Source organism: Pseudomonas sp. FSL R10-2189, assembly GCF_009600325.1.
In the GTDB taxonomy this organism is placed as follows: Bacteria; Pseudomonadota; Gammaproteobacteria; order Pseudomonadales; family Pseudomonadaceae; genus Aquipseudomonas; species Aquipseudomonas helleri.
Genome location: NZ_WIVZ01000002.1, coordinates 236,022 through 259,086 on the forward strand (window position 1 = coordinate 236,022; position 23,065 = coordinate 259,086).

A 23,065-nucleotide genomic window follows, 5' to 3' on the forward strand; every position below is an offset into this window, starting at 1 on the left:
CTTTCACAATCACAGCCTGCGCGTTCACGCGTTGTGGGTATTACCCGGCAACGCGGGCAGCTTGGCCAAACGCAGTGCCACCAGCAAGGCAATCACCAGCAAACCGCCGATAAACGCACCGATGCCGTTCCAGCCCGCGTAGTGCCAGAAAAAGCCCCCGGCGGTCCCGGCCACACTCGACCCGGCGTAGTAGCAAAAAAGGTACAGCGACGAGGCCTGGCCCTTGGCTTTGGTCGCACGGCGGCCGATCCAGCTGCTGGCCACTGAGTGCGCACCAAAGAAACCAAAGGTGAACAACAGCATGCCGATAATCACCAGTGCGATGGGTTCGAACAGCGTCAACGCGATGCCCGCCAGCATCAGCACAATCACTGCCCACAGCACCTTGCGACGGCCCAGTTTGTCCGCCAGTGCGCCAATCTGCGCCGAACTGTAAATGCCCGACAGGTACACCACCGAGAGCAAACCCACCACGGCCTGGTTCATGTTGTACGGGTCGGCCAGCAAGCGATAACCGATGTAGTTGAACAGCGTCACAAAGCTGCCCATCAGCAAAAATGCTTCGAGAAACAGCCATGGCAAACCGGCGTCACGAAAGTGCATGGTGAAGCCGTTCAACAGGCTGCGCGGGTTCATGGTTTGCGGGCGGAAGTTACGCGACTCCGGCAAGATCTTCACAAACACCATGGCCAGTACCAACGCCAGGCCGCCAATCACCAGCATCGCCGTGTGCCAGCTGACAAAGTCGATCAACACGCCGGTGATCAAACGCCCGCTCATCCCGCCAATCGCATTGCCGCCGATGTACAACCCCATCGCCAGGCCAATGTGCTGCGGGTGGATCTCCTCGCTCAAGTAGGTCATGGCAACGGCGGCCAGCCCGCTCAGCGACAAGCCCACCAGCGCGCGGGTTATCAGCACGCCTTCCCAGCTGGGCATCCACGCACTGAGCACAGTGAACAGCGCCGCGCTGAACAGCGCCGAGACCATCACCGGCTTGCGCCCGATGGCATCAGAAATAGGCCCCGTTACCAACAGACCGATAGCCAGCATCCCGGTGGCCACCGACAAAATCAGACTGCTTTGCGCGGCGTTGATCCCGTATTCATGGGACAGCATCGGCATCATCGGCTGCACGCAATACAGCAAGGCAAACGTCGCAAAGCCCCCCGAGAACAGTGCCAGCACCGTGCGCATGAACATCGGCGTGCCTTTCTCGATAAAGACGTCATTGAGTTGAGCGACAACATCATCCAGCGCCGTGGGCGGGATTTCGTGAGCGAGCGGGGCGACAGCAGTTTTCACGGGGACCTCATAACGCGTATAGCCAAACGGCAATGGCAAAAGAATATAGCCCCCTAACGATTCTTTCCAATATATTATTCGACCTGTTTGATAGGTTTAACGACTCAATGGAGCTTGCATGGAACTGCGCCATTTACGCTATTTCATCGCCGTCGCCGAAGAACTGCACTTTGGCCGGGCCGCCCAGGTGCTGGGCATCTCTCAACCGCCGCTGAGCCAGCAAATACAGGCGCTGGAAGAAGAGCTGGGGGCGCGGCTGTTTGAACGTACCAACCGTCGGGTCGCCCTCAGTGAAGCCGGGCGATTGTTTCTTGACGAAGCGCGCCAAGTGCTGGCGCAGGTGGATAAAGCCGCCGACGTCGCCCGCCGTGCGCAACTGGGCGAACTGGGGGAAATGAAAATTGGCTTCACCTCCTCAGCGCCGTTCAACTCCAGCATTCCGCAGGCCATTTTTGCCTTTCGTCGGGCCTTCCCGGCGGTGCACTTAAACCTCCTGGAAATGAGCAGCCGCGACGTGGCCGAGGCGCTGGTAGAAGAGTCGATAGAAATCGGCGTCATGCGGCCATTCCCCCTGGCGGATTCGTTGGTGGGTGTGGAGCTGTTCCGCGAGCCCTTGGTGGCGGTCATTCAGGCAGAACATCCGCTGGCCGAAGGCAGTGAAAACGGCCTCTATATCGGGGCATTGGCTGACGAACCGTTCGTCTTCTTCCCGCGCAGCTACGGCAGCGGGTTATATGCACAACTGCTGAGCCTGGCGCGCCAGGCGGGTTTCAGCCCGCACATCGCCCAAGAAGCGGGTGAAGCCATGACCATCATTGGCTTGGTCTCTGCGGGGTTGGGCGTGTCCGTACTGCCCGCATCGTTCCAGCACATGCGCATCAAAGGCGTGGTCTACCGCCCCCTGCTCGACGCCGACGCCAGCACCGCCGTGTGGCTGGTGCAACGCAAAGGCAATCCCTCACCAATGGCCAAAGCGTTTGCGGAGTTGGTGACACGCAAGATGGTGAAGCCCACAAACGCATAACGGTAGGCGCACACAAACCTTGTAGGAGCTGACGAGGTACGAAGGCTGCGATCGGGCGCGCAGTGGCCGCAAAACCGCCCACAACGGCCAAGATCGAAAGATCGCGAGACAAGCTCGCTCCTACAGGGTGGTGTGGCGCACGCAAATCTTGTAGGAGCTGACGAGGTACGAAGGCTGCGATCGGCTGCGCAGCGGCCGCAAAACCCTCCACAACGGCCACGATCAAAAGATCGCAGCCGGTGAGCGTTTGTTACCCGGCCAATAACGTATCCACAGACGCTTTGACCTGATGGATCAAATGCACCACCGCCAACGCCACGTCGCGGTTCAGGCCTTGCAGGTTATCGGCCGACGCATACGCCGTCGCAAGCGCGCACCGCAACAGTTCGTCAGTGTGTTCGAGGTTTTGTTCGTATTCGGGTGTGTGAGTCATGGTTTTACTCCGCTAAAAAGTTTGGGAGCTTTCACCATTTGCTTGCACACAAAGAGGGTGGCAGCTGTACGCGGGTGTGCAAGACCGGTCGATATAGAGCGGAGTTCCGGCAGGCCCGAAGACCTCCCACGTACAGCCACCATGAAACTGATTTTTCTGGCAGTCATTGTCTGGCTCTAACTTCGATTCGAACTTGCACGTCCGGCCATCCATGAGGGATGACGAACCGCAGGCTAGCGATCGAAACAGGCAGGCGCAAGGCCAAGGGATTCTCTAGGAATAGTCCTGCAAAGGAAAGAGACGAGACCTGCGGACGCTCTGACTTACCAGCAAAACTAGACACAAAAGGTTACTGACAAAGCTAACGTGCGATTGCTAGAAGAGGCCTTCAGCGCAATACTCGCCACGTTCCCGAAAGGGGCTTGTGAGACTCGGAGGATCCTGGGCAACCAGCCATCACCGAGCCGGACAGACACCGCGCGATGACAAGCCAGTCTGTTTGTGAATAAGGCGCCGCGAGGCGCCTTTGTCGTTTCTGGGGTGAGCGTTGTGTACAGCCCCCCACATGTCACAAAGCCCAGATAAGTTCGTCCGTATGTTCAGTAATGAGCTTTAGTCTCGTAGCTCTTTTCGCTGCAAGGTAGCGAAGTTGTTCTCAGGGCATCTACACTCGGGCACTTATTGATACACGGAGGTTTTGAAATGCGTCGCGTGGTGTTCAACCAAAAAGGTGGTGTGGGCAAGTCCAGCATCGCTTGTAACCTGGCGGCCGTCAGTGCCAGCGAGGGGTATCGCACTCTGTTGGTCGATCTGGATGCTCAGGCCAACTCCACTCAATACCTCACAGGGCTCACGGGTGATGACATCCCGATGGGCATCGCCGAGTTCTTCAAGCACAGCTTGTCTGCCAGCGTGGGCTCGAAGAAGAATCGGGTCGATATTTACGAAACGCCCTTCGACAACCTGCACATCATTACCGCCACGGCCGAACTGGCAGACTTGCAGCCCAAGCTTGAGGCCAAGCACAAGATCAACAAGCTCAAAAAGCTGCTGGATGACTTGGCTGAAGACTACGACCGCATTTATATCGACACGCCGCCTGCGCTGAACTTTTATGCGGTATCGGCATTGATCGCCTGTGATCGTGTATTGATCCCCTTCGACTGCGACAGCTTTTCGCGTCAGGCGTTGTACGGCCTGCTGAGCGAAATTGAAGAGCTGAAAGAGGACCACAACGAAGACCTGCTGGTTGAAGGCATTGTGGTCAACCAGTTCCAGGCCCGCGCCAGCCTGCCCCAGCAAATGCTCGATGAGTTGATTGCCGAAGGCCTGCCCGTGCTGCCGGTGTACCTCACCAGCTCAGTCAAAATGCGCGAGTCGCATCAGGCCAGCCAGCCGCTGGTGTATTTCGAACCACGGCACAAGCTGACCCAGCAATTTGTTGAGCTACACGATTACCTGGACCAAAACGCTTAAGCACGCACGCCGTGGCTTTGCAGCCAGGCCTTGAGCTGTTGCAACGGGAAGGCGCCGCTTTGACGGGCGACTTCCTGGCCGTTTTTGTACAGGATCAGGCTCGGAATCGAGCGAATGCCCAGTTGCCCTGACAGTTGCTGGTTGGCATCGCTGTCGAGCTTGGCCAACCGGCACACGCCCACCAATTGGCTGGCCGCCTGTTCAAACACCGGCGCAAAAGCCTTGCACGGCCCACACCATTCAGCCCATACATCCACCAGCAGCGGCAGATCACCTTTGATCTGGCTGGCGTAATCGGTTTGTTTCAGATCGAAAGGCTTGGCGATCAGCACCTCATTCTTGCAGCGCCCACACTTGGGGTGCTCGCCCACGCGCGCAGCGGGGATACGGTTAAGGCCGTTGCAGTGAGGGCAGGGGATAACCAGCGGGTCAGTCATTTCAAACACTCCGGAAATTGCAGTGGCGCACTCCTGCAAAAATGAGCACGTCGCGTAAAAGGTGCAGTTCAGCAGATGTTGCCCCCTCCCGCCACTGGCTGTGACGTATCTGCTCACAATGTGCCTGGGCTGCCTTGAGCATCGGCCGATGCCCAAGGTCAGTGGTGTTGATGTGCTGCGCTCAGTGATGCAAGAGCATGGGCTGAACCAGAGTGATCTGCCGGGCGTGGGCACGCAGTCGGTGGTATCCGAAATCCTCAGCGGCAAGCGTCAGCTCAACGTGCGGCAAATTCGCTGGCTGGCAGATCACTTTAAAGTGCCGGTAGAGATGTTTATTTGAGGGTGTCGGCCTGCAATACGCCGTCCAGCGTGGCATCCACCAGGCCTTTGCTCATTTCCACCAGTTGCAAGCTGGCAAACGTCAGGCTGTGGCTGGTTTGAGGGCTGGCGACCTGGCTTTCGGCACAGAGAACCGTGGCGCTGCTGAGTAATTGGGCTGCCAGTTCCAGCGCGAGCTTGATGGGGATACCGGCGTTAACGCTGAACAGGCAATCGCCGGTCAGGCTGTGGCCGAATGGGGTTGGTGTTTGAGTGAAACAAGGCATGGTGTGACTCCTTTTAGGGTTTGGAGTTACCGCCGTTCGCCGTCAAACGAATTGGGTGGCAACTGTGCGCGGGTTGACGGACCGGTTAAAAGAAGAAACCCGGCGCACTCGAGAGTGCCCCACGCACAGCTGCCATAACACGATTTAATCGAGCACAGACAGGCGTGAACACAGCGATTGTGATCGCTGATTCTTCTTTTATGATGCGGACCGTCAAATCCGGTCACGAATGTGTCGTGACGTCGGCGAGGATAGGGGCTGGCGCACAGAGGGTCAATCGGTTGGCAGGTAGTCCGCTTCCCTGACTTCAGACGAATACGTCTCTCGCAGTGCTAAAAGAGTGCGCAAAGCTGGGCTCATACCTATGAGTGGCGCTATTAAGAACTCGATAAATAAACGAAAAATCTTACGTATGTTTATCTTAGGGCCGACATTACTTCACACACTATCCCTCTATTCTCCTACGCCTGTGATTTAAGCCTCTTTCACTGTTCGAAAGAAGATGCTCAGACTTGAGCGTTCAGTCTGGCGATTAATTTGGCGTGTCTAAATAAAGGAGTTGTTAATGGCAATGTCTCAGGAAGCCCATTTTCGCTGCGTGCACTGTAAGAACGATTTTGAGCTGACGACTGAGCAGGTAGATGCTTTTATGGAGTCCGGTAAGGTGGCATGCCCGCAGTGCTCGCATGGCTTGGTGTTCAAAGAACATGACCTGGCCAAGTTGGTCGCGGTAAAAAGCAAGAATAGACGGCGGATTTTAATGTTTGGTTGTTTAACCATTGGCTTGCCGTTACTCAATATATGGGTCTTGTTGCAATGGGGCAGCGGCTTGGCCTTTGTGAGTTATTTTTTTACCTTTTTAGTGTTGGTGTCTGCCGTGCCAGCGTTGAAGGATGTTTCATTTGTGCGGCTTGATTTAGAGCCAGAAAATCCAGTTGGGCAGGGCTGAATAATGACCCGGCAAGTAGATCAAGTGCCAGAAACAGAGCTGCTGAAGTTTAGCTATGCGGACTTCAAATGTTGTGCGTGTAAACGGCAGATCAGCATAAGTCTAGAAGAATCTTTTTTATTGGCGAATGATAACTCTATAAAGTGCCCTCTTTGTCAGGTGTCTGTTAAAGCGGGGCCCTATGATCAAGCAGATTTGAGAATCGTTCATAAAAGCCTCAGCGGTAGCGGAGGATTTATTGTTCCTTTTGCGACAGTGTGGTTTTCGGTTTCTTTGATGGTTGCCCTGTTTGTTAATACACAAATATCTGTTTTGATGACCAGTGTAGGGCTATTGATTTCATACGCGTTAAATAACAGTAAGCCCGTCACTATTGATGTCGCTATACAGCTCGATTCCGTTGAATCAACGTGCAAGACAGAGCGCTCGTGAACGATGATAAATAATTACTAAAATAAGTATGCATTACCTCCCCGTCCTCATTTTTTTGGTTGTGGGCTTTGAGTGAACTAATGGGATCAGTCTTCTTGCCTGCGTAATACGGATGTCTGATATTTATTTCTACAAAAGTACACGAGAGAAATAAAGCTTAAGTGTATGTGTCACTAAAAAAGCTTAGTCAGCATGAAATGAAACGTCGCGATCGCCGGTTGTGGCGCCTTGAACATAAATAACGAATAAAAGGTTGGCAAATAATGGCCGCTGTCGAAGGAAAGGATGACCCGCTGTTGCAGGAGTGTGCGAAGTTCACGTTTAAGTGTGTTGGGTGTGCTGCTGAGCAGAAATTTAATCATCAGTGTGTTCATGATTTGGCGAAAGGTCAGTGCGTTAATTGTGCTGCTTGTGATGTGCGGCTTGAGGCGAGCGTGGGTGATCAAACGTATATGACTAAGTACATGGATAGGCAGGCAAATTACGGCAAGAGTATGCTGGTGTTCTGTGTGTTATGGTTTGCTAATAACCTTCTTGTGTTAATTATTTATGGTTCGCAAGAGGCCGGTTTGATGTCACTTGCCGGTATTGTTATTGCTGCTGGTATTAACTTTTGTAAGGACGGGCCTGCGTTTTTTAATTTGGAACTCGCTGCTGGGGATTGATTCTGCCCTTCAGCAGGGTTATTCGATCAAATCGTGCATGTCTCGCGACTTTTTAAAGATCAAAATATCGCGAGCAAGCTTGCTCCTACAAGAGGAACAAGTGCTGCCCGCTCATACGCCACCTATCTGTAGGAGCGAGCTTGCTCGCGATCTTTTTAAGAGGAGCAACTGATCTCTAGATGCTTGCCCCACTCGGGTGGGCGTTCGGCGTAGGGTTGCATGCCCGGTTGTTCGGTGAACGGTTGGGTCAGGACGCTGTGCAGGCGCCGTACTTCGCTGTAATCCCCGGCTTCGGCGGCGTCGATGGCTTTTTGTGCCAGGTAGTTGCGCAGGATGTACAGCGGGTTGACCGCGTGCATGCGTTCGCGGCGTTGCTGTTGGTTTTGCTCGCCGTCGCGGGCCACACGGGCGAGGTACTGCGCGGCCCATTCGTCAAACCCCTTGAGGTCGATAAAGTCGTCGCGCAGGCGGGCAATCGCGTGCTCTGCCGGTTCGTCGCCCAGGCGGCGGAAGAACAGGGTGTAGTCGATGGCGCTGCCTTGCATGCGTTGCAGCAGGTCTTCGATCAGTTTTTGATCACCGTCTTCGACGGTGGTCAGGCCCAGGCGGCGGCGCATCAGGTCGAGGTAGTGCGCCTGGTACAGCGGCAAGAACAAGCCCAATGTTTCACGCAGGGCGTCAACGCTGATAAACGGTGTCAGTGCCTGGGCCAGGGCGCTGAGGTTCCACTGGCCGATGGGCACCTGGTTGCTGAAGGAGTAGCGCCCCTGGTGGTCGGAGTGGTTGCAGATGAACTGCGCGTCGAAGTCGTCGAGGAAGGCGAACGGGCCGAAGTCGAAGGTAATGCCCAGAATCGACATGTTGTCGGTGTTCATCACCCCGTGACAAAAACCGTAGGCCTGCCATTTGGCGATCAGTTCAGCGTTGCGCTCGACGATTTCGCGGAACATCGCCAGATGGGGCTCCGGCTGCTCCAGGCATTCAGGGTAGTGCAGGGTCAGCACGTGGTCGGCCAGTTGCTTTTGTTGTTCTGGGCGTTTGGTGTAGTAAAAGTATTCAAAGTGCCCGAAGCGGATATGGCTGTGCGCCAGGCGCAGCACCATGGCGCCGCGTTCCTGTTTTTCACGCCACACCGGGGTGTCGGAGCCGATCACGCACAGGGCGCGACTGGTGGGAATACCCAGCGCGTGCAGGGCTTCGCTGGCGAGAAACTCGCGGATCGATGAGCGCAGCACTGCACGGCCATCGCCCATGCGCGAGTAGGGCGTCATGCCGGCTCCTTTGAGGTGCAGGTCCCAATGCTTGCCCGCCTGGTTGTAGACTTCGCCCAGCAACAGCCCGCGGCCATCGCCCAGTTGCGGGTTGTACGAGCCGAACTGGTGGCCGGAATAGATCATCGCCCGTGGCTCGGCATCGGCCCATAAGGTATGGCCGCCAAACAGTTGGGCAAACACCGGGTCGTGGGCCACGGCCGGGTCCAGGTCGAGCAAGGCCATTGCCGCATCGCTGGCGACCACCAGCCGTGGTGCGTCGAGAGGGTCGGGCAGCACGTGGGTTGAAAACGCGTCACCCAGGCGGGCGAAACGGTTGTCAAAGGTCAGTTCGTCGAGGGCTTTCAATGGCCGTCTCCAGCAAAATGCATGTTAGTCGGGCTTACCCGGCAGGGGCTTTTGTTCCGGCGTTGGCAGGTCCATGGGCACCAGTTTGTATTCCTGGTTGCTGGTGTTCTTGAGGTACACCTCCATCTGCTGGAACGAGATGTTGATGTTGTGTGCCTTGAACTCGCGGTTGATAAAGCGGTTCACTTCGTCGATCACCGGATTGCGGTCGCCCAGGTCACGCACGTGCATGCGCAGTTCGTGGTCCAGCGTGCTTTGCCCGAAGCTCAAGAAGTACACATGCGGCTCGGGCTCTTTGAGCACGCGGGGGTTTTCTTGCGCGGCCTTGAGCAGCAGGCTCTTGACCAGGTCCAGGTCAGAGCCGTAATCAACGCCCAGCTTGAGGGTCACGCGGGTGATGGTGTCGGTCAGCGACCAGTTGATCAGTTGCCCGGTGATAAAGGTTTTGTTCGGGACAATGATGTCTTTGCGGTCGAAGTCTGTGATGGTGGTCGCGCGGATGCGGATCTTGCTCACGGTGCCCGACAGGTTGCCGATGGTGATGGTGTCGCCAATGCGCACCGGGCGCTCGAAGAGGATCATGATGCCGGAGATAAAGTTGGCGAAGATCTCCTGCATCCCGAAGCCCAGGCCCACCGAGAGGGCTGCCACCAGCCATTGCAGCTTGTCCCAGCTCACGCCCAGGGTTGAGAGCGTGGCGACAAAGCCGACGCCGATGATCACGTAGGTCAGCAGCGTGGTGGTGGCGTAGGCGCTGCCTTGCGCCAGGTCTAACCGTGACAGCACCAGCACTTCAAGCAAACCGGGCAGGTTGCGCGCCAGGGCAATGCTGATGCCGACGATGATCAACGCGCCCAGCACGTCACCAATGCTGATGGGCACCATGCTCATGTTGGCGCCGGTACCGCTGGTGTATTCGTACAGCGTGATGTTGTCGAGGTAGGAAAAGACCGAAATCAAGTCGGCCCAGACCCAATACAGCACCCCGATAAAGGCCGCGAGCAAGGCCAGACGAATCAGGCGCAGCGATTGCTGGTTGACCTGTTCGATGTCCAGTGTCGGCTCTTCAACGATGGCGTCGTTGCCTTCCCCGGCTTCCTTGGCCGCCTGGCGCTTGGCCAAAGCCCGCTGGTAAGCCAGTCGCCGCGCCGCGACCGAGAGGCCGCGCACAAAGGTGGCTTCAACCACCAGCCAGAGCATCAGCAGGTACAGGGTGTTAATAAGTCGGTCGCTGAGTTTGAGCGCGGTGTAGTAGTAGCCAAAACACACTGCCACAAACAGTGCGAGGGGCAGCAGGGCGAACGCGAAACCAAGCAGCTTGCGCACGCGGTAGGCTTTTTTCTCGGTCTGGTCGTTGAGGATCAGGCGGCACAGCAGCCACGCCATGGTGGCGTAGCACGTCAACACCACGAGGATGCCCAGCACGTCGTCGGCCAGCGCCGCCGGTTGCTGTTCGGCAAAGGCGACCACGGCCACCAGTGCCAGCACCACCAGGCCGAGTCTGCGGATCCAGTTTTGCAGGAAGGCAACCAGCGGTTTCTCCCAGCGAAAATGCAATTCGGCTACGCCGCCCGGCGCCAGAATCCGGTAAGCGGTGTAGAACACCAGCCAGGCTTCGGCCATTTGCATCAAGGCTGCGCCAGTGTTGGCGTTCATGCCGCGGGCATCGGTTTGCAAGGCGTACCCGCACAGGGCCAGGGCCAGTGAAACCGGCATCGCCAGCAAGATGTTGATGAGGATCGCCAGCGGCGTGTGCCACTGGCTGTCGCGCTTGAAGTGGCCAATGTCCTTATGGATATCGTTGAGCTTGTTGTACAGGTAGCGGCGCTTCCACAGCAGGGCGATCATCACCAGCACAAAAGGCAAAAACAGCAGCGGCCGCTGGATCAGGCCTTCGGCCAGCTCGGTGACGCTGGAACCCCACGGCAGGGTGACAAGTTGTTGCTTAAGGTGGCGCGGGGCCGATTCCAGCCAGTCCAGATCCAGCGGCTTGTTGCTGGGGATCCAGAACATCTGCTCATCCAGCGTCGCCCTCAGGCCCTGCGCGGTGCTGAGCAGTTGCTTTTGGTTCAGTTGCAGGTTGATCGACTCGCTGAGCAGCGAGCTGAGTTCACGGTTCAAACGGTCCAGCAGGTCGCTGCGAGTGTTGACCAGTTCGAGCAGGGTTTTGCGCAGTTGCGGCGTCACTTGGTCGGCGGGCTGGGTCGACAGCAGGTTGTCGACGTAGGCAATCGGGTTGCTGATCAGCTCGCGCTGTTGGTTGATCTCAAATTGGTACAAGCGGATATCGGCGATTTCATCGGCCAGATTCTTGTCCATCTTTTGCAGGCGCGGCAGGGCTTGTTTCTGCTGATAGAGGATTTTGGACAGCAGTAAACTGCCCCGCAGGACATTAATTTGCTCATCCAGGGCCTGGTCACTTTGGGTGACGTTGTCCAACTGCTGCTTGGTTTCAAGGTTCTGCTGGGTGACCACGTTGAGCCGGTCGGTGCTGCGTAACAGGTAATCGGAGAGCCTGAGGTTGGTCGCGCTTTCGGTGGCCAGCAAGCTGCTGCTGCCAGACTTTTGCGCCTCAATCGATTGTTCGGTCACGGTCTGTTGCGACTGGGCCAGGCGCTTCTTGTTGATCAGGGTTTGCAGGTCCTGGATTTCTTGGTCCTGGCGAGTGGTTTTTTCCAGCAGCAGGTCGTGCTGGCTGCCGCTCAGGTCTTGCAGTTGGCTGTTGCCGGCCAGCTCCTGACGGCGCAGTGCGATCAACGCGGTGAGCGCTGCCGATTCGGCACTGAGCTGGTTGCGTTGATCGGCAGTGAGCAATTTGCCGTTGTCGCGGCCGACTTTGAGGATGTTGCCGATCTGCTGAATGCGGGTCTGGCTGTTGCTGATCTCGGCCTGGGCGCGCTCGGGGCGGGTCTGGGCGGCGATGCTCTGGGTGTTGGCGCTGGCCAGGGCCTTTTGCAACTCACCTTGCTCGGTGGTGCGGTCGGCGAGCATTTGTTCCAGTTGCTGCACCGACAGCGTTGCGTAGCGCTGCTCGATGGGCACCACTTTGCTGGCCTTGAGGCGGGCCAGTTCGCGCTGGTTATCGATGGTTTGGCGCGGGGCACTGTGGAGCTGGTCTTTGACCTCGATCAGGCGCTGTTCGTAGTCGCTTTTGTTGGCCAGAAAGCTCAAGGTTTGCTCGAGTACGGTCTGCAAGGCTTTCTGGTCGGCGTCGGGCAGTTTGCGGTCGGCTATTTTGTCCAGGCTGAGCTGCACGGCCTCGGCCGAAGGCGGATCACCCGCGTAAACCGGGCCAACGGAAAGGCTCAGGCCGAGCAGGACTGTTGCGAAGAACGTGCGCAGAGTTGGCATAGAATCCGGTCAAGCAAGCGTAGGAAATTTGGAGTTTAGAGGAACAACCCCGGTCCCGGGGCACTTCCTTCGGGGAATCTGACGCCCACTTTGCCTATCTTGTTCCCGTCCATGACCGCGACGGTCCAGATGGTGTTGTTCCACTCGACCTGGTCGCCGACAACCGGCGCGCCGCCGACTTTTTGCGCAATAAAGCTGCTGAGCGGAATGTCCGGGCTGATGCCATCGAGCTTCAGGCCGTAAAGTGCCGAGACGGCGCCCAGCTGGGCATCGCCTTCGAGTACAAAGTCGCCAAAAAAGCGCAGGTCCAGCCCGCGAGTTGGCGGCTGGCTGAACAGTTTGCCCAGGGCTGGCAAGTTGTGTTCATGGCCGATCACACAGAGCAAATCGCCGATTTCCAGCGTGGTGCTACCCGACGGATGGAGCAACGTCTGGTCGCGAAACAAAGCGGCGATACGCGTGCCCTCGGGCATTTTCAGTTCGCGCAGGGCCGCGCCGATGCACCAGTTTTGTGCGTCCAGCCGATAAACGAACAGCTCCCACTCGCTGGTCACGTGTACTTCCAGGGCGGAGCGGGAGATAGGCGCGAGGTCTGGCGGTACGGTGACCTTGAGCAGCTTGGCCACCCACGGCAGGCTTGTGCCCTGCACCAAAAGGGACACCAGCACGATAAAGAAGGCGAGGTTGAAATACAGCTGCGCGTTCGGCAATCCCGCCATCAGCGGGAACACCGCCAGAATAATCGGCACCGCGCCGCGCAGGCCGACCCACGAAATAAAGGCTTTTTCGCGCCCGTGGAAGGCCTTGAAGGGCAGCAGGCCGACGAATACCGACAGCGGGCGGGCGAACAGAATCATCCACAGGGCCAGGAGCAGCGCAGGCACTGCAATCGGCAGCAGGTCATGTGGCGTGACCAGCAGGCCCAGCACCAGGAACATGCCGATTTGCGCCAGCCAGGCCATACCGTCAAGCATGTGCAAAATGCCGTGGCGGCTGCGGATCGGGCTGTTGCCCAGCACCAGACCGCACAGGTACACCGCCAAAAAGCCGCTGCCGTGCAGGGCGTTGGTCAAGGCAAACACCACCAGCCCGCCAGCGATGACCAGAATCGGGTACAGGCCGTTGGCCAAGTGGATGCGGTTAACCATTTGCAGCATCAGCCAGCCACCGGCCAGGCCGACAATGGCGCCGATGCCGAACTCGCGCAGCAAATCCAGGAGCAGGCTGGCATGCAGCGTGGTCTCGCCGCTGGCGAGCATGTCGATCAGGGTGACGGTAAGGAACACCGCCATCGGGTCGTTGCTCCCGGATTCGATCTCAAGGCTGGCCGAGACCCGTTCGTTCAAGCCCTTGCCGCCCAGCAGCGAGAACACCGCGGCGGCATCGGTGGAGCCGACAATGGCGCCGATCAACAGGCCCTGAATCAAATTGAGGTTAAACAGCCAGGCTGCCACCAGGCCGGTCAGCCCGGTGGTGATCATCACCCCCACGGTGGCCAGCGAGAGGGCAGGCCACAACGCCACGCGGAAACTGGAGACCCGCGTGCGCAAGCCGCCGTCGAGCAAAATCACCGCCAGGGCGAGGTTGCCCACCAGGTACGCTGTGGGGTAGTTGTCAAAGATGATACCGCCGCCATCAACACCGGCGGCCATGCCCACGGCCAGGATAATCACCAGAATCGGGATGCCCAGGCGTGAAGACAAAGAGCTGACCAGAATACTTGCGCCTACCAGCAACGCGCCGATCAAGAACAGGCTGTTGATGGTCGTCGCATTCAAAGGCAGTACTCCATAAAAAACAGAAAAGACAGGGCGTACCCATGCAGGCTACGTGCCAGCGATTCTAACCTGCGTTATTGGCGCGCTGTCAAAAAGCTTTTCAGGGTGCTTCGTTGCGGGTGAGGCACGTGCTGCGATGTGTTCTGTAGTCCATTGCCGCCTTGTGTCTGTTGAGTGACGGAGGAAATGGCTTTTTCTTACACAAGAATTGGAGCCGGCCTGCATTTTAATGTTAGCCAAATTGTGTCTACTCACGGCTCTGTTTAGCCATGGACACGTCATGAAGCCCACAATTGCGACTGATGACAGGCCCGGTGCATTGTACACCGTGGCAATTCCGCACTTCCTGCTGCTGTATGTACTGACAGGCGGTTGTTACTTGTTCTATTGGTCTTACCGCAACTGGGCCTCTTACAAAGCCCACACCGGCGCTGCGATTACACCGGTGGTACGCGGCCTGCTCTGGCCTTTTTTTGTTCTGGAGCTGTTCGACAAAGTGCAAAACGCTCTGGACAGAGCGCAGCAACCCCATCGCTGGTACCCCGAAAGCCGGGCATTACTGATCATGCTGCTGGTGATGCTCTCGGTGCTGTTGTTCACCTTTCCTGATCGACCGTTGGGCATGGTGTGCGTCTATGTGGCCGAGGCTGTTTTGATTGCCTTTAGCGGCTATCTGTTTATGGGGGCTCAGCGTGCGATCAATTTGCTGGGTGGCGATAAGCGATAGCTCCATGGGCCGGACTACCTGAAAGTTTCGAGTTATGCGTCTTTTAATTTCATTAACTATTGAGGTTTAAATGTCTTCCTCCGCGATAAGTGACGACCATTGTGCTCATCCAGGCCCGGCCTCAGAGGTTAAAAAACAAACGTTCTATGTGGTGTCGATCAGAAAATTCTTGCTGCTTTATTTCATGACAATGGGTTTCTATTTGATTGTCTGGTTTTTTGAAAACTGGAAGCAGTATCGGAAGGCGACAGGGGTGAAAGTGTGGTCGGGTGTACGTGCGCTGGCTGGCGTAATCATGATTTTTTCCCTGTTTGGGAAGGTCCAGAAGGCGCTGTCTGAGTCGGGCCGTACTTATCGTTGGTTTCCTGTAACGCGTGGGATCTTGATTTTTACGGTCTGGGTGGTTTCCGTTTTTTTTGCTTTCATGCCTATCGACGAGTTCTGGGCGCCGTGGGTTATTGTAATCAGCCTGCTTCTGATGGGCGTGTTGGGTTTCTTGTTGGTGGGCGCTCAGCGCGCGATTAATTTTTTGGAACATGACCCTGCCGCTCAATCCAATTCGACCTTAACGTTTGCCAATGGTGTGTGGGTCGGAGTGGGTGGTTTTGTATGGGGGTTATGGCTTTTAGCTGCTTACATCCTGTTCCCTGATGTTTTCTGAGCGGTGGGTGTCTAGTTTCAATACATAGCGTCGGCGTTTTTGGCGCACAAAAAAAACCGGGCGCCCTCACAGGTGCCCGGTTTTTTGTAGCTCGGCGTTTAACCGATGGTCATCAAGCTCGCGTTACCACCCGCAGCAGCGGTGTTGACGCTCAGTGCGCGTTCGATCACCAGGCGCTCCAGGGCGATGTTGGTTTCGCCTTGGGACAACCCTTGCACGCCGACAATGGCGCCTGCACGTTTGGCCACTTGCTGGCACACCTCGCGCAGCTGGTCGCTGTCGCCGTGGTGCAGGACCGCGTCGAAAACAACGTCGTCCTTGGTCCAGTCCGCTACGCGCTTGATGCGCGCTTGCACCTCTTTTGGCAGACGGGCAAACAGGGCTTTGCCCAGATCGCTGTCCGGCAGTACCGCCGAGCTGCCCACAGCCAAGACGCCAGCCAGTTGGGTCAGCAGGTCGGCTTCAGTGTCGGCCAGGCACAGCACGTATTCGCGCGGCAAGATGGCGTAGCTGTTGCGCTCGCCGGTCGGGCCGTTGAGCAGGCGGGTGATGCCGCTTTGCGAGTGGGCGGCGAATTCGCTGCACAGTTCGGCCAGCGCCGCGTGTTGATTGCTTTGTGCCCAGGCTTGCAGGGCCTTGAGCGGCTTGCTCAAGGCTTCGCGGGCTTGGGTGTCTGGCGCGCTGATGGCGTCGACTTTGGCGAACGATTGCTCGATGGCATCGCTTGGGCGCGTCGACAGCAGGCGGAACAGGTACAGCGGGCCACCGGCTTTCGGACCAGTACCCGACAAACCTTCGCCGCCGAACGGCTGCACGCCGACCACGGCACCGACGATGTTGCGGTTGACGTACACGTTACCGGCGTTGACGTTGTTGACCACTTTGGCAATGGTTTCGTCGATGCGGGTATGCACGCCCAGGGTCAGGCCGTAGCCCGATGCGTTGATCTGGGCGATCAACTGGTCGATGTCTTTGCGCTTGTAGCGCACCACGTGCAGAACCGGGCCGAAGATTTCGCGCTCCAGTTCGTCGAAACTTTCCAGCTCGATCAGGGTCGGCATCACGAAGGTGCCGCGCTTGGACTCTTCGATGTCGGCAATGGCCATCTGGAAAACGTTGCGGCCTTTGTCGCGCATGCCCTGGATGTGTTTCTCGATCCCGGCCTTGGCTTCGGCATCGATCACCGGGCCAATGTCCACGCTCAACCGCTCCGGGTTGCCCATGCGCGATTCGGCCATGGCACCTTTGAGCATTTCGATGACGCGGTCTGCCGAATCTTCCTGCAAGCACAGCACGCGCAGTGCCGAGCAGCGCTGACCGGCGCTGTCGAACGCCGAGGACACCACGTCGATGACCACTTGTTCGGTCAGGGCCGAGGAGTCGACAATCATGGCGTTCTGGCCGCCGGTTTCAGCGATCAGCGGGATTGGGCGACCTTGAGCGTCCAGACGGCCGGCGATGTTGCGTTGCAGCAGGCGAGCGACTTCGGTGGAGCCGGTGAACATCACGCCTTTGACCCGATCGTCACCGACCAGGCGCGCGCCCACGGTTTCGCCACGGCCTGGCAGCAGTTGCAGCACGCCTTCTGGAATACCGGCTTCCAGCAGGATACGCACGGCCTGGGCGGCCACCAGCGGTGTCTGCTCGGCAGGTTTGGCCAGTACCGGGTTACCGGCGGCCAGCGCTGCGGCCACTTGGCCACTGAAAATCGCCAGCGGGAAGTTCCACGGGCTGATGCACACCACAGGGCCCAGCGGGCGGTGGGCGTCGTTGGTCAGGTCATTGCGCGCCTGCACGGCGTAGTAGCGCAGGAAGTCGACCGCTTCGCGGACTTCCGCAATGGCGTTGGCGTAGGTCTTGCCAGCTTCGCGGGCCAGCAGGCCCATCAGCGGCTGAATCTCGGCTTCCATCTGGTCGGCGGCGCGTTCCAGGATGGCGGCACGTTCGGTCGGCGGGGTGGCCTGCCAGATCGGCGCAACGTTCAGCGCGCACTGGATCGCGTTGTCTGCGTCTTCAACCGTGGCTTCTTGTACATAGCCGACCACATCACGCAGGTCGGCCGGGTTGAGCACGGCGGCCGGGACTTGGGTGCTGGAGGTGCATCCCAGGATCGGCGCGGCTTTCCAGTCGTTGTGAGCGGTGGCCAGCAGGGCACAGGACAACGATGCCAGACGGTGTTCGTTGGCCATGTCAATGCCGCTGGAGTTGGCGCGTTCGCTGCCATACAAGTCACGCGGCAACGGAATGCGCGGGTGCGGCAAGCCGAAGCTGCCTTCTGCCGTGGCCATTTGCTCGATCTGGATGACAGGGTCGGCCACCAACTGATGAATCGAGATCGAATGGTCGGCAATGCGGTTAACAAACGAGGTGTTCGCGCCGTTTTCCAGCAGGCGACGCACCAGGTAAGCCAGCAAGGTTTCGTGGGTGCCGACCGGAGCGTACACACGGCACGGACGGTTCAGCTTGCCTTCGGAAATCTTGCCTACAACTTGTTCGTACAGCGGTTCACCCATGCCGTGCAAGCATTGGAACTCGTACTGGCCCGGGTAATAGTTCTGACCGGCGATGTGGTAAATGGCCGACAAGGTGTGGGCGTTGTGCGTGGCGAACTGCGGGTAGATCGCTTCGGGGACGGCCAGCAGTTTTTTCGCGCAGGCAACGTAGGACACGTCGGTGTACACCTTGCGCGTGTACACCGGGTAGCCTTCCAGGCCTTCGACTTGGGCGCGCTTGATTTCGCTGTCCCAGTAGGCGCCTTTCACCAGGCGGATCATCAGACGGTGACGGCTGCGGCGGGCCAGATCGATCACGTAGTCGATCACGTACGGGCAGCGCTTCTGGTAAGCCTGGATGACGAAACCGATGCCGTTCCAGCCGCTCAGCTCTGGTTCAAAGCACAGACGCTCAAGCAGGTCGAGGGACAGTTCCAGGCGGTCAGCTTCTTCGGCGTCGATGTTGAGGCCGATGTCATATTTCTTGGCCAGCAATGTCAGCGACAGCAGGCGCGGGTACAGTTCGTCCATCACGCGTTCGTACTGGGCGCGGCTGTAGCGCGGGTGCAGGGCCGACAACTTGATCGAAATGCCCGGGCCTTCATAAATGCCACGACCGTTAGAGGCTTTGCCGATCGAGTGGATGGCTTGTTCGTACGAGGCGAGGTACTTTTGCGCGTCATGTTCGGTCAGTGCGGCTTCGCCGAGCATGTCGTAGGAGTAACGGAAGCCCTTGGCTTCAAAACGCGTGGCGTTGGCCAGTGCTTCAGCGATGGTTTCGCCGGTCACAAATTGCTCGCCCATCAGGCGCATGGCCATGTCTACGCCCTTGCGGATCATCGGCTCGCCGCTTTTGCCGATGATGCGGCTCAGGGAGGAGGTCAGGCCTGCTTCGTTGTGCGTCGACACCAGTTTGCCGGTCAGCAACAGGCCCCAGGTGGCTGCGTTGACGAACAGCGACGGGCTGTTGCCCAAGTGCGGGTGCCAGTTGCCGGTGCTGATTTTGTCGCGGATCAGGGCGTCACGGGTGCCTTTGTCCGGGATGCGCAGCAGCGCTTCGGCCAGGCACATCAGGGCCACGCCTTCTTGGGACGACAGCGAGAACTCTTGCAGCAGGCCTTGCACGATACCGGCACGGCCGCTGGCGCTCTTTTGATTGCGCAGTTTTTCAGCAATTGAGGCGGCCAGGGTCTGGGTGGCTTCGGCCATCGGCGCAGACAGACGCGCCTGCTCCAGCAGCATCGGCACCACTTCGGGTTCAGGGCGGCGGTAAGCCGAAGTAATGGCTGCGCGCAGGACTGACTGCGGCAAGATGCTTTCAGCAAATTCCAGGAAGCATTGGTGGGTGTGATCGGTGTTTGTGTCATCAGCGTCATCGCTGGTGCCAGCTGGCACACCGTTCAACTCGGCCAGGGTTGCACCACCCTCGAGTTTTTCCAGGTAATTGAAAATTGCCTGTTTGATCAGCCAGTGTGGCGTGCGATCAATCGAGGCCGCAGCAGCCTTCAGGCGCTCGCGGGTTGGGTCATCGAGTTTGACCCCAAGGGTGGTGGTAGCCATTTTTTTATCCTCATGGGTGCCACATGGGCGCGGCAGCAGCTGGCGGCAAGATTAGCGCTGCGCTGAATTGGGTGCAACTAGGTGCAACCCGGTTTCATCGGAATTTTTTTCCTTACCTGTAGGAGTTCGTTTATCTCGAGATTGGGTGCTCTTGTAAAAGATCGCGAGGCAAGCTCGCTCCTACAAGGAATGTGTGGTTTTAGATTGATACGGGGTGCTTTTGCGTCGAAAAAGAAGCGAAAGGCGCGACAAGGTGCAACTGGCAAGGCAGAAATTGGTTGCACCTGATTTGCGTTGTTGCATAGCATTCGCGACTTAGGTGTGACCCTTTGAACCCACAAGGTTCTACGGCTGACGATTTTCCTGGAGAAGCGTCAGTCATAAATGCGCAGCCTGGTTAACCGTCTCAGACAAAACGTTTGTGAATGTGCGGTCAGGCGGCCGTCAACGATAAAAACAATGCCAGGGCTTAATGCAATGAGTGTAAGTAACCCAACCCTGATCACGTTCGTGATCTATATCGCGGCAATGGTGCTGATTGGCTTTATGGCTTATCGCTCCACCAATAACCTGTCGGACTACATTCTCGGCGGTCGCAGCCTGGGCAGCGTGGTCACCGCGTTGTCCGCTGGCGCCTCTGACATGAGCGGCTGGCTGCTGATGGGCTTGCCGGGTGCCATATACATGTCCGGCCTGTCCGAAAGCTGGATTGCCATCGGCCTGGTGGTCGGTGCGTATTTGAACTGGCTGTTTGTGGCCGGGCGCCTGCGGGTGCAGACCGAGCACAACGGTGATGCGCTGACTTTGCCGGACTACTTTGCCAGCCGTTTCGAAGACAAAAGCGGGCTGCTGCGGATTATCTCGGCGGTAGTGATTCTGGTGTTCTTCACCATTTACTGCGCCTCGGGCGTGGTGGCCGGTGCTCGTCTGTTTGAAAGCACCTTTGGTATGTCGTACGAAACAGCCCTGTGGGCCGGTGCTGCGGCGACTATTGCCTACACCTTCGTCGGCGGCTTTTTGGCGGTGAGCTGGACAGACACCGTGCAAGCCACCCTGATGATTTTTGCGCTGATCCTCACCCCGATCATCGTATTGCTGGCAACCGGTGGCGTTGACACCACGTTCCTTGCGATCGAAGCCAAGGATCCGGCCAACTTTGACATGCTCAAAGGCACTACCTTTATCGGCATCATCTCGCTGATGGGGTGGGGCCTGGGCTACTTTGGCCAGCCGCACATTCTGGCGCGCTTCATGGCCGCAGACTCGGTGAAGTCGATCGCCAACGCACGTCGCATCTCCATGACCTGGATGATCCTGTGCCTGGTCGGCACCGTTGCCGTCGGCTTCTTCGGTATTGCTTACTTCTCGGCGCACCCGGACGTGGCAGGCCCGGTCAACGAAAACCCTGAGCGGGTGTTTATTGAGCTGGCCAAGCTGCTGTTCAACCCGTGGATTGCCGGTGTCTTGCTGTCGGCCATTCTGGCGGCGGTCATGAGTACCCTGAGCTGCCAGTTACTGGTGTGCTCCAGTGCCCTGACAGAAGACTTCTACAAATCCTTCTTGCGTAAAAATGCCTCCCAGACCGAGTTGGTGTGGGTCGGTCGCGCCATGGTGCTGCTGGTGGCCGTGGTTGCCATCATGCTGGCGTCTAACCCGGACAACCGCGTACTGGGCCTGGTGAGCTATGCGTGGGCAGGCTTCGGTGCTGCGTTTGGCCCGGTGGTGCTGATCTCGGTACTGTGGAAAGGCATGACCCGCAATGGCGCGCTGTCCGGTATTTTGGTCGGGGCCATCACGGTGATCGTCTGGAAACACTTCAGTTTGCTGGGTCTGTACGAAATCATCCCGGGCTTCATCTTCGCCAGCATCGCCATTTTGGTGGTCAGCGCCATGGGCCAAGGCCCAAGCAAGAAGATGGTCGAGCGCTTCGAAGCGGCTGAGAATGACTTCAAACTGCACCACTGAGTTCAGTGAGTTGCGGCCCACCTAGTGGGTAACAGACAACGGCCCGGCTCCCATGGATACGGGCCGTTTTTATTGGGGCTCGCTTAAGACACGGCGTTGCGCGTGGGATTAACAGCATGTCCTGCCCGGAGGTTTCCCATTTGTGGTGGGGGTTCTTCTGAAGCGTAAATGGCCTGCTCCAGACGTATTAGTCTTGGTTTAGCGCTCACTGATGAGTGCCTCAATCAAGGATGACAACCATGCGTAAAAAGATTTTCCTCGGGCACATCTCCGCTCGGGACTTGCCCTTCTCATTTCAAAGCCACTATCACTGGATTATTTCGGTGTACGCCCGCAAGCCGGGTGGTGTAGAGCGCCTGCTGCTCGAAACGCAGGGCTATTACGCCATTCCGGCACCCTGGACGTTTGCCTTTCACGTCGATGACGATGAGTCGCCGGAGCCCGTTGAAGCCCATCAAATCCGCGTGCAAGTGCTGGACAAGGACGTACTGATTGCCGATGCCAGCGAGCAGTTCGCGATTGACTGGGTGGCGAGTGAGGTCAGCGTGCATAACCTGGTATTGGTGCCGCGAGCGATTTGAGCAAGGCACCGTCTGGCGTGGAGCGAGGCTTAACCCCTGACGTTATTCGCTGCACAGGGTAAACTTCGCCCCCTGCGCAGGAGCAACCATGAACTATCGTCACGCCTTCCACGCCGGTAACCACGCCGACGTTCTTAAACATATCGTCTTGACCCGCCTCATCGCGTTGATGTCGCGCAAAGAGCAGCCTTTTGCTTACCTCGATACCCACGCCGGGCTGGGTTTGTATGACCTTCAAGGCGATCAGGCCACGCGCACTGGCGAGTACCTGGAAGGCGTCGCACGCTTGTGGGGCAGAAAAGACCTGCCCGCGATGACTGCGGACTACATGCAGGTGCTGCACAAGATGAACCCGGACGGGCAATTGCGTTATTACCCGGGTTCGCCTGAACTGGCACGTCGCACCACCCGTGCGCACGACCGCGTGTTGCTCAACGAAAAACACCCTGAAGACGGCGTGATGCTCAAGGCCAACATGAAGGGCGACCGTCGTGTGGCGGTGCACTTGGGTGAGGGCTGGCACGTACCGCGTGCGTTGCTGCCCGTGGCCGAAAAGCGTGCGGTGATGCTGATTGACCCGCCATTTGAAAAGCTCGACGAAATGCAGCGTTGCGTGGAGTCGTTAAAAGACGCCATCAGCCGCATGCGTCAGACCGTTGTAGCGATCTGGTACCCGATCAAGGACAAGCGCCAACTGCGCCGTTTCTATCAGGACCTGGCCGCCTCTGGCGCTCCGAAGTTGTTGCAGGTCGAGTTGTTTGTGCACCCGCTGGACACGCCCAACAGCCTGAACGGCTCGGGCCTGGCGATCGCCAACCCGCCTTGGGGTCTGGAAGAAGAACTGCGCGAACTGCTGCCATGGTTGGCGAAAACACTGGGCCAAACCCAGGGTGGCTGGCAGATGGAATGGATAATCGCTGAGTAACGATCACCTCACCCTGTAGGAGCGAGCTTGCCTCGCGATCTTTTAAGATCAAAAGATCGCGAGACAATCGAGCGTCGACC

Annotated in this window: 18 protein-coding genes and 1 pseudogene; 11 read left to right on the forward strand and 8 right to left on the reverse strand. The window is 57.8% G+C overall.

Annotated features, from left to right (window positions below):
- Positions 1-24: 24 nt before the first annotated feature.
- Positions 25-1,203, reverse strand: a complete 1,179-nt coding sequence (locus GHO32_RS03105) for an MFS transporter (protein WP_371924501.1) — start codon at positions 1,201-1,203, stop codon at positions 25-27.
- 220 nt (positions 1,204-1,423) lie between these two features.
- On the opposite strand from GHO32_RS03105, the gene GHO32_RS03110 reads away from it, so the two are divergent.
- Positions 1,424-2,329, forward strand: coding sequence for a LysR family transcriptional regulator (locus GHO32_RS03110; RefSeq protein ID WP_153335347.1), 906 nt, complete (start codon positions 1,424-1,426; stop codon positions 2,327-2,329).
- A 250-nt stretch (positions 2,330-2,579) separates the two neighbouring features.
- On the opposite strand, the gene GHO32_RS03115 is transcribed toward GHO32_RS03110, so the two are convergent.
- Positions 2,580-2,762 (reverse strand): DUF6124 family protein, encoded by a 183-nt coding sequence (locus GHO32_RS03115; RefSeq protein WP_153335348.1) that lies wholly within the window; start codon positions 2,760-2,762, stop codon positions 2,580-2,582.
- A gap of 702 nt (positions 2,763-3,464) precedes the next feature.
- Here GHO32_RS03115 and GHO32_RS03120 point away from each other — a divergent pair.
- Positions 3,465-4,238, forward strand: a complete 774-nt coding sequence (locus GHO32_RS03120) for a ParA family protein (protein WP_153335349.1) — start codon at positions 3,465-3,467, stop codon at positions 4,236-4,238.
- Here the strand turns inward: GHO32_RS03120 and trxC are convergent.
- Positions 4,235-4,675, reverse strand: coding sequence for a thioredoxin TrxC (trxC, locus tag GHO32_RS03125; RefSeq protein WP_153335350.1), 441 nt, complete (start codon positions 4,673-4,675; stop codon positions 4,235-4,237). The two genes, GHO32_RS03120 and trxC, sit on opposite strands and share 4 nt — an antisense overlap.
- A gap of 136 nt (positions 4,676-4,811) precedes the next feature.
- On the opposite strand from trxC, the pseudogene GHO32_RS03130 reads away from it, so the two are divergent.
- Positions 4,812-5,015: pseudogene (locus GHO32_RS03130) on the forward strand (type II toxin-antitoxin system HigA family antitoxin); the annotation flags it as partial.
- Here GHO32_RS03130 and GHO32_RS03135 read toward each other — a convergent pair.
- Positions 5,008-5,280, reverse strand: coding sequence for a DUF3077 domain-containing protein (locus GHO32_RS03135; protein ID WP_153335351.1), 273 nt, complete (start codon positions 5,278-5,280; stop codon positions 5,008-5,010). The pseudogene GHO32_RS03130 and the gene GHO32_RS03135 overlap by 8 nt on opposite strands.
- Before the next feature lie 565 nt (positions 5,281-5,845).
- On the opposite strand from GHO32_RS03135, the gene GHO32_RS03140 reads away from it, so the two are divergent.
- The 3 genes from GHO32_RS03140 to GHO32_RS03150 all read left to right on the forward strand — a co-directional run bounded on the left by GHO32_RS03140 (position 5,846) and on the right by GHO32_RS03150 (position 7,326).
- Complete coding sequence (locus tag GHO32_RS03140) at positions 5,846-6,229, forward strand: hypothetical protein (RefSeq protein WP_153335352.1); 384 nt, start codon at positions 5,846-5,848, stop codon at positions 6,227-6,229.
- A gap of 3 nt (positions 6,230-6,232) precedes the next feature.
- Positions 6,233-6,661: a hypothetical protein gene (locus GHO32_RS03145; protein ID WP_153335353.1), complete on the forward strand. Its 429-nt coding sequence runs from the start codon at positions 6,233-6,235 to the stop codon at positions 6,659-6,661.
- Positions 6,662-6,924: 263 nt separating this feature from the next.
- Complete coding sequence (locus GHO32_RS03150) at positions 6,925-7,326, forward strand: hypothetical protein (RefSeq protein ID WP_153335354.1); 402 nt, start codon at positions 6,925-6,927, stop codon at positions 7,324-7,326.
- 155 nt (positions 7,327-7,481) lie between these two features.
- Here the strand turns inward: GHO32_RS03150 and selO are convergent, their stop codons facing one another.
- Genes selO through GHO32_RS03165 form a run of 3 tightly spaced genes read right to left on the reverse strand, consistent with a single transcriptional unit; the run spans position 7,482 to position 14,074 of the window.
- Complete coding sequence (gene selO, locus GHO32_RS03155) at positions 7,482-8,945, reverse strand: protein adenylyltransferase SelO (RefSeq protein WP_153335355.1); 1,464 nt, start codon at positions 8,943-8,945, stop codon at positions 7,482-7,484.
- A gap of 24 nt (positions 8,946-8,969) precedes the next feature.
- Positions 8,970-12,296 carry a mechanosensitive channel MscK gene (gene mscK / locus GHO32_RS03160; RefSeq protein WP_153335356.1) on the reverse strand — a complete coding sequence of 1,109 codons (3,327 nt, stop codon included), beginning with the start codon at positions 12,294-12,296 and terminating at the stop codon, positions 8,970-8,972.
- A 35-nt stretch (positions 12,297-12,331) separates the two neighbouring features.
- A complete protein-coding gene (locus GHO32_RS03165; RefSeq protein ID WP_153335357.1) occupies positions 12,332-14,074 on the reverse strand; it encodes a potassium/proton antiporter in 1,743 nt (580 codons plus the stop codon).
- Between the two features lie 280 nt (positions 14,075-14,354).
- Between GHO32_RS03165 and GHO32_RS03170 the strand changes: the two genes are divergently transcribed.
- The gene (locus tag GHO32_RS03170) at positions 14,355-14,801 is read left to right on the forward strand and encodes a hypothetical protein (RefSeq protein ID WP_178113832.1); all 447 of its coding nucleotides are present in this window, start codon (positions 14,355-14,357) and stop codon (positions 14,799-14,801) included.
- A gap of 70 nt (positions 14,802-14,871) precedes the next feature.
- Positions 14,872-15,462, forward strand: coding sequence for a hypothetical protein (locus tag GHO32_RS03175; protein ID WP_153335358.1), 591 nt, complete (start codon positions 14,872-14,874; stop codon positions 15,460-15,462).
- Positions 15,463-15,560: 98 nt separating this feature from the next.
- Here GHO32_RS03175 and putA read toward each other — a convergent pair whose 3' ends face one another.
- Positions 15,561-19,514, reverse strand: coding sequence for a trifunctional transcriptional regulator/proline dehydrogenase/L-glutamate gamma-semialdehyde dehydrogenase (gene putA / locus GHO32_RS03180; protein ID WP_153335359.1), 3,954 nt, complete (start codon positions 19,512-19,514; stop codon positions 15,561-15,563).
- 477 nt (positions 19,515-19,991) lie between these two features.
- Here putA and putP point away from each other — a divergent pair, with 477 nt between their 5' ends.
- From putP to GHO32_RS03195, 3 genes are all read left to right on the forward strand, one after another.
- Positions 19,992-21,479, forward strand: coding sequence for a sodium/proline symporter PutP (putP, locus tag GHO32_RS03185; RefSeq protein WP_153335360.1), 1,488 nt, complete (start codon positions 19,992-19,994; stop codon positions 21,477-21,479).
- A gap of 239 nt (positions 21,480-21,718) precedes the next feature.
- Entirely contained in the window at positions 21,719-22,060 is a 342-nt protein-coding gene (locus GHO32_RS03190) for a hypothetical protein (protein WP_153335361.1), read from the forward strand.
- 88 nt (positions 22,061-22,148) lie between these two features.
- Complete coding sequence (locus tag GHO32_RS03195; protein WP_048366660.1) at positions 22,149-22,985, forward strand: 23S rRNA (adenine(2030)-N(6))-methyltransferase RlmJ; 837 nt, start codon at positions 22,149-22,151, stop codon at positions 22,983-22,985.
- Positions 22,986-23,065: the final 80 nt, after the last annotated feature.